The following is a 6,870-nucleotide window of genomic DNA, read 5'->3' on the forward strand; positions in this document are numbered from 1 at the left end:
GTTGGCCAAACCCCATGTCGATGGGCCACACATGGCCACTGTGGTCGGCCCGCCTGGCGAAGAAATCTATTGCGACCAGTGGGGCCGGGTCAAAGTCAGCTTCCCCTGGGACCGCGAGAGCCAGAACAACGAGTTCAGTTCCTGCTGGGTACGCGTGTCGCAAGGCTGGGCCGGCGGCAGCTGGGGCGCGATGGCCATCCCGCGCATCGGCCAGGACGTGATCATCCAGTACGTCAACGGCGACCCCGACCAACCGATGATCACCGGGCGAACCTACTGCGGCAACCAGCTACCGCCCTACGACCTGCCCGACCACAAGACCCGCATGACCATCAAAAGCCAGACCCACAAGGGGGATGGGTTCAACGAGCTGCGGTTTGAGGATGAGCTGGGCAAAGAGGAAGTGTTCATCCATGCCCAGAAGGACCAGAACACGAAGGTCAACAACAACCAGTCCCTCTCCGTTGGCGTGGATCGCACCCAACAGATTGGCCAGGACGAAACCATAGCTATCGGCCGCAATCGCCTGCGGGTCGTGAAAGCCAACGACACGTTGAAAGTCGGCGGCGGCAAGAACGACCTCATCGCAGGTGACTACGAAATCGAAGCGGGTAGCTCCTTACGCCTCAAGTGCGGCAAGACCCTTATCGAGATGCAGGCCAACGGCACACTCAACATCACCTGCGAAACCTTCAACCTCACCGCGCAGCAAACCGGGCAGATCAACACCTTGGCGGCAAAGCTCGACCTGAATCCCAATGGCGGCTCAGCGGGTGCGTCTGCAAGCGGGCGTGACAGCAGTGGGCTGAAGGCCGATGTGGATGGGCATTTCGAGTAACGCCCGTACCCGTCACGCAATGCATTCCAAGAAGGATCCCCTCGATGGCTAAATACCTTACTCAAGATGTAATCCTCGATCTGGGCGGCGAAGTCCCGCAGGACATGACGCTAAACATGCTGCGTTTCCACGAGAGAAACACCACCCTGGTGATTGCCCGCAGCCCTGTTGCCCACAACACCACATTGGACGAGGCCCTGAATGACCAACTGATCATTCTGCGCAAGCAGTCCAAGAAAATGACCCTCACACCTGCGACAGTCACCCGCCTCGGAAGCGCTGAGCACCCCGTGGATGCCCGCGAGATGACAATTCAGTTCATGGTCGGTGACAAGCCCAATTACCAACTGCAAGCAGCCTGTCTCGTACCTGGGCAGCAACGCATGCTGGTACTCAACTACAGCAAAGCTGGCCCGATGAGCGACGACGATATTGGCCACTGGCGCGCTATCAAACAGAAGTTTCGATTCGCCTGAGCAATCTCCCCTCCAGACCCACTCTTCAAATAATCGGGAACTTCAAGCCAATGGCCCAGATTGTCCAAGCCGCCCGGGAGGGCGATGCAATTCTTCATCCATCGCTAGCAGCCGAAATCATCAGTGCAGTCGCCGAAGCGGTGATCTATGCCGCCGCTACTGCCGCTGTGTCCGCCGCCATCGGGCTGGCTGTTGTCGGCACTGCATTCACCGGCGGTGCCGCCGGATTCGCCATTGCGGCCGTCGCCGGCGTAGCAGTCGGCGCGATCAGTACCCTGTCCGTCGGCGAAGACCAGACTATCGGAGGCGTCATTTCCAGCTTTTGCGACTGGCTTGGCAACAGCATGGCACCGCCTCAAATTTACGGAAAAATCGAAGGTGGGTCAGGCAACGTCCACATCAATGGCAAACCAGCCGCTCGTGCGGCTGGTATCACAGAGCCACCTGGAGGGGGCGCTGCAGACGAACAAGCGGAACCCTCCATCCTCGAAAACATTGGGTCCATGGCCATGGCGGCCGTGCCCTATCTGCTCCCAGTCGTGGGGCTGGGCATGGCGATACGCGACATCTTCAATCCACCGGTGACCACCCCGGCAGCTGCAGGGTCAGAACCCAAGCATGAGGACAAGATCACGTGTAGTCGCCATCCGGCGATGCCGGAAACCTTCATCGCACAAGGTTCCGACAAGGTGCTGATCAACAGTCAGCCAGCAGCGCGATCAGGGGACAAGACAACCTGCGACGCCACAATAGACGTGAATGAAAACGTATCTCCCAATGTCCGTATTGGCGGTGGTACGGCGACGGTGCGCGATATTCGCAATGGCAAGAGCAAGATTGCGATGTTTACGGGGATTATTGCGGGGATCCTCATCGCCCGGAAATTTGGGCGTAGCAAAGGGTGCACAGTTGGCAATCCGGTTGCCGTCGCCAGCGGAAGCAAATTGCAAGATGGCCCAGAAGACACCGACTTCAATCTGCCAGGTCTGCTGGGTATCCAGTGGGCGCGTCACTACGACAGCAGAGACTTGCGCAATGACGGCCTGCTCGGAATGGGCTGGAGTTTGCCCTACGAGGTGGAGTTGGTTCGTGTCCCGCACCCTCAGGGCGGTGAGCTATGGATCTACATCGACAACGAAGGTAACCGACTGGAACTAGGCCGCCTCAGTGCTGGTGACGCCTTCGTCAGTGCCGTGGACGGCTTGGCCTTCTTCCAGCTGGAGGATGGCCAGACCGTTGTCGAAGATATCAATGAAGGTCTTTATCGGGTCTTCGATACCGACCCGTTGAATCCGAAACGCTCACGGCTGACCAGGCTCGGCGACCGTAATCTCAATTGCCTAGACATGCTGTACGACGAGCAAGGGCGCCTGAAAGCCCTCTATGACAAGTACGGCCAAACGCTCGTGCAGCTTCATTATGGCGCTCAGCATCCACAGCGTGTCAGCCAAGTATCGCGGGCCTTCCTGAAGAACGGTGGAACACCGGCTGTTGAACGTGACGAGTTGCTGGTCAGCTATCGCTACACCGAAAACGGCCAATTGCACGAGGTATTGGATGCGACGGGGCAACGGGTTCGCCGCTTCACTTACACGCCCGAGGGCTATCTCAACAGTCATCAACTGGCCAGCGGTGCTGTCCGCCAATACGAATGGGCGCGGTTTTCCATCCCTGAAATACGCCCCACACCAAAGCGCGCTGACGGGACACCGTACCGCATGCCGCCGCTGCTCGAACCTCAACCCGACCATGAATGGCGCGTGATCCGCCACTGGGGCAGCGATGGCGAAGAGTACCAATTCGCCTACGACCTGGAACTCGGTGAAACGCGGGTAACCGACAATCTGGGGCGCCAGGATCATTACTATTGGGGGCCACTGTACGAAGTCCACAAGCACATCGACGCGCTGGGTAACTGCTGGCAAGCAGAGGTCATCGCAGGCCAACTGATCAAGCGTGTCGATCCACAAGGGGGTGAGTGGCGTTACCGCTATGACGATATCGGCCGTTTGATTGAAACCCGCGACCCGCTGGACCGCAGCGAGCACGTCAAGTACCTGCGCCACTGGGCACTGCCCGTCCAGGTCACCGATGGCGCCGGACGCGTCCAGCGTTACGGTTACGACACTCATGGCAACCTATTGTGGGAACAAGACCCGCTGGGCCGCAAAACACACTATCAATACAGCCCGGAAGGTCGCGTTACCTGCGTCACCGATGCCTTGGAAAAACGCAAACACCTGAGCTGGAACACACTCGGGCAGTTGACCAGCTTCCGCGACTGCAGCAATGCCCAGACCCTTTACCACTATGACTTACACAGCCGCTTGCGCGAGAGTATCAACGCTCGTGGCGAGCATCACTATTTCCGCTATGACGCCCGCGGCTACCTGATAGAAAGTGAACGCCCAGATGGTCGCCTTGATCGCTACGAAGTCGATGCCGCTGGGCAACTCACGCGCTATATCAATCCAGCGCAAAAGGCCCTGCAGTTTCGCTACGATCGAAGCGGCCGCTTGATCGAACGTACCGATGCCATGGGCTACAGCGTGAACTTCCGCTACGACGCCTATGGCCGGCTGCTGCGGCTTATCAACGAGAACGACGAGTCCTACCGCTTCGGCTGGGACGAACTGGACCGGCTGGTCGCGCAACAGGATCTGGATGGCAGTGGTCGCACCTATGAATACAGCGTCCTGGATGATCTCACGGGTCTCACTCATGTTCCCTCTTCATACGAACAGCCACCGCTGTCCGATAACGCACCGCCGACACGAACGGCCTCGATCCGTCATGTCTTCGAGCGTGATCCCGTCGGACGCCTCACGCGCAAGCACACCGACGACGGCATCACGGACTACAACTACGACGCCGCCGACAATTTGCTATCCATCGCCTTTACGAATAACCAGGGTGAGAAGCAGCACCTCGATTACACCTATGACGCTACCGGGCAACTGCTCAGCGAGACCAACAGCGCCGGCTTGCTGAAATATTGCTATGACGAACTGGGCAACCTGCAGACGTTGACTTTGCCTGATCAGCGAAAACTGAACTACCTGTACTATGGCAGCGGGCATCTTCATCAGATCAACCTGAACGGTCGTGTCATCAACGACTTCGAACGCGACACGCTACACGACGAAGTGCTGCGCACTCAGGGGAGTCTGATCACACGCACACGCTATGACCAGAGCGGCAGGCTGAGCAGCAAGGCCATTTACTATCGCGATGCTCCTGTGGAAGTGTTGCCGTTACTGGAGAAGTCTTACCGCTACGACACCAATGACAACCTGGTCGCGGAAGTCCTGACTCAGACCCAGCGCCGTGGCATTGACAGCGGTGTGAGCGATGACTCCGGCCACCTCGAACAGATCATTGGCCATTTCCATCCTTCGCCTCACACCGGCAAGAGCTACTCGGGGACCAACCGCTACGGTTACGACCTCAACGAGCAATTGCAGACTGTCTATCAATCACGCCCCAACTGGCAAACCACACAAGTTGAAGATTTCAAGTACGACAAGGCTGGTAACCTGTTCGACGGACCCAAGCTCAACGGTTTGATCAAGCATAACCGCGTGCTGGTGTATCAAGACAAGCGCTATCGCTACGACAGGTTTGGTCGGCTGTGCGAGAAGCGTATTGGTAGCAATTGGGTACAGTATTTCGAATATGACGCCGACCAACGCCTGGTCTGCGTAGACCAATACCGCTACGGAGAACGCGAACGTGTTGTGTTCAACTATGATCCACTGGGAAGGCGGATCAGCAAGGAAGTTTATCAGAGCGACTATCCTGAACCACGACGGCGGGTACTGTTTCATTGGCAAGGGTTGCGCTTGCTGCAAGAGGTGCAGAACGGCCTGGCCAGTCTGTACATTTATGCCAGTTCAATTAGCTACGAACCTATAACTCGAATTGACGGCAAGCATGGCAACGAAGAGTTCGCACACTTCCATACCAATCAAGCAGGGCTGCCAACACAACTCACAAACGACAGCGGCGATATTGTATGGTGGAGCAACTTTCGCGGATGGGGTGCGTCACGTGACGAATGGAACACCGAAAAACAAGCAAGAGAGCAGAACTTACGCTACCAAGGTCAATACTTCGACCGTGAAATCAAGCTCCACTACAACACCTACAGATTCTACGACCCTGTCATTGGGAGCTTCACACAAACAGATCCACTAGGCCTGCTCGGCGGGCCAAATCTCTATAAATACGCTCCAAACCCAATAAGCTGGATAGATCCGCTAGGTCTCTCTTGCAATAGATTTGGATTTTCGATATCAAACTTAATCGTACGGCTACGCGCCACACTTAGAATTTATCCAAAAGTGATCGACCCTAGAACTGGCCGCAGCATACCATTCCCTGCACAGATTGGTGGTAAGATTCCCACTGCCGCGCGTGTCCCCTGGGGAGCATCCGAACGTGGTGCATTCATTAAAGACTGGTATGATCGAGGATATGCAACACCGCGAGGAGGATGGAGAGAATATGATATCCACCACATAAAACCAAGGGAGTATGGCGGTGACAATACCTTCTGGAACCTAGTACCCGTACAGCGTAAAACGCACCAAGAACTCTTCAACACATTCTGGCGAAATTACAATGAATTTTAAAACCATAAGCACAACAATTGATGAGCTCAAAAACAAATGGTCAACACCACAAACAGCCTATCATCACAAGGAAAAATGCCCATTTCTTCTAAGTTGCATTTTCACGGGCGGGATCGACGAAAAAGAGCTACCTAAACCCCATCAAAACTTCCCCTGCGAGCTCCTGGCGCTGTGGAGACTTAGTGAAAAAACCGAGCTATTCAAAGACAATTTATATGAACAATGGGGGCTTGAACTATTAACACCTAAGGAGGCTATCAGCGAAACCAGTAGGCAACAGCAAATTCGAGGAAATGAAATACTAACAACCGATATCGTCCTTGGTCGCTTCTATGGTGATTCTGAGTTATTAATAATCACCAAAGATGGAGGGGTTTTGGTTTGCACACCTCTAGATCACAGACATGAATGGACTAAAGCAGCGGAATCTTTATCAGAATTTCTGGAAAAAATGGCCGATGCAGAAGGTGCTAAATTTTGGGAGTCCTCCGCTACTTAATAAAGTGAACGCCCCAGATGGTCGCCTCGGTCGCTCTGAGATTGATGTCGCAGGCCAACTGCCGCGCTACATCGACCCAGCACAAAAAACCCTGCAATTTCGCTACGATCGTAGCGGCCGCTTGATCGAACGCACTGATGCCATGGGCTACAGCGTGAAATTTCGCTACGACGCCTATGGCCGGCTGCTGCGGCTTATCAACGAGAACGACGAGTCCTACCGCTTCGGCTGGGACGAACTGGACCGGCTGGTCGCGCAACGGGATCTCGATGGCAGTGACCGCATCTATACCTACAACGTGCTGGATGAGATGAGTGCGATCCATGAACCCCACCTACCGCCAGATGGAGCTTCGATTTACCGTTGCATCTCCGGTGAGCAGTTCCACGGCAGCAGCGCTTCGTAGTCCTCTACCGACGAGGC

5 protein-coding genes are annotated in these 6,870 nt (G+C 55.6%); all 5 read left to right on the forward strand.

The genetic code is table 11. From position 1 onward, the window contains the following. On the forward strand, positions 1 to 838 hold an 838-nt coding region (gene tssI, locus HU766_RS25765), incomplete at its 5' end, for a type VI secretion system tip protein TssI/VgrG (RefSeq protein WP_186661765.1). A 44-nt stretch (positions 839 to 882) separates the two neighbouring features. Then, positions 883 to 1,314, forward strand: coding sequence for a DcrB-related protein (locus tag HU766_RS25770; protein ID WP_186661773.1), 432 nt, complete (start codon positions 883 to 885; stop codon positions 1,312 to 1,314). Between the two features lie 50 nt (positions 1,315 to 1,364). Further along, positions 1,365 to 5,948 (forward strand): RHS repeat-associated core domain-containing protein, encoded by a 4,584-nt coding sequence (locus HU766_RS25775; protein WP_186661775.1) that lies wholly within the window; start codon positions 1,365 to 1,367, stop codon positions 5,946 to 5,948. Continuing rightward, positions 5,938 to 6,447 (forward strand): hypothetical protein, encoded by a 510-nt coding sequence (locus tag HU766_RS25780; RefSeq protein WP_186661778.1) that lies wholly within the window; start codon positions 5,938 to 5,940, stop codon positions 6,445 to 6,447. Before HU766_RS25775 ends, HU766_RS25780 begins: the two co-directional genes overlap by 11 nt. Beyond that, a complete protein-coding gene (locus HU766_RS26480) occupies positions 6,407 to 6,853 on the forward strand; it encodes an RHS repeat domain-containing protein (RefSeq protein ID WP_273028141.1) in 447 nt (148 codons plus the stop codon). Before HU766_RS25780 ends, HU766_RS26480 begins: the two co-directional genes overlap by 41 nt. The last annotated feature ends 17 nt before the right edge of the window (positions 6,854 to 6,870 follow it).

It is taken from the genome of Pseudomonas sp. SWRI77, assembly GCF_014269105.1.
Classification (GTDB): Bacteria; Pseudomonadota; Gammaproteobacteria; order Pseudomonadales; family Pseudomonadaceae; genus Aquipseudomonas; species Aquipseudomonas capeferrum.

Coding starts and splice junctions, on each gene's coding strand:
- HU766_RS25775 (WP_186661775.1), top strand. CDS start 1,365: ATGGCCCAGATTGTCCAAGCCGCCCGGGAGGGCGATGCAATTCTTCAT.
- HU766_RS25780 (WP_186661778.1), top strand. CDS start 5,938: ATGAATTTTAAAACCATAAGCACAACAATTGATGAGCTCAAAAACAAA.
- HU766_RS26480 (WP_273028141.1), top strand. CDS start 6,407: ATGCAGAAGGTGCTAAATTTTGGGAGTCCTCCGCTACTTAATAAAGTG.
- HU766_RS25770 (WP_186661773.1), top strand. CDS start 883: ATGGCTAAATACCTTACTCAAGATGTAATCCTCGATCTGGGCGGCGAA.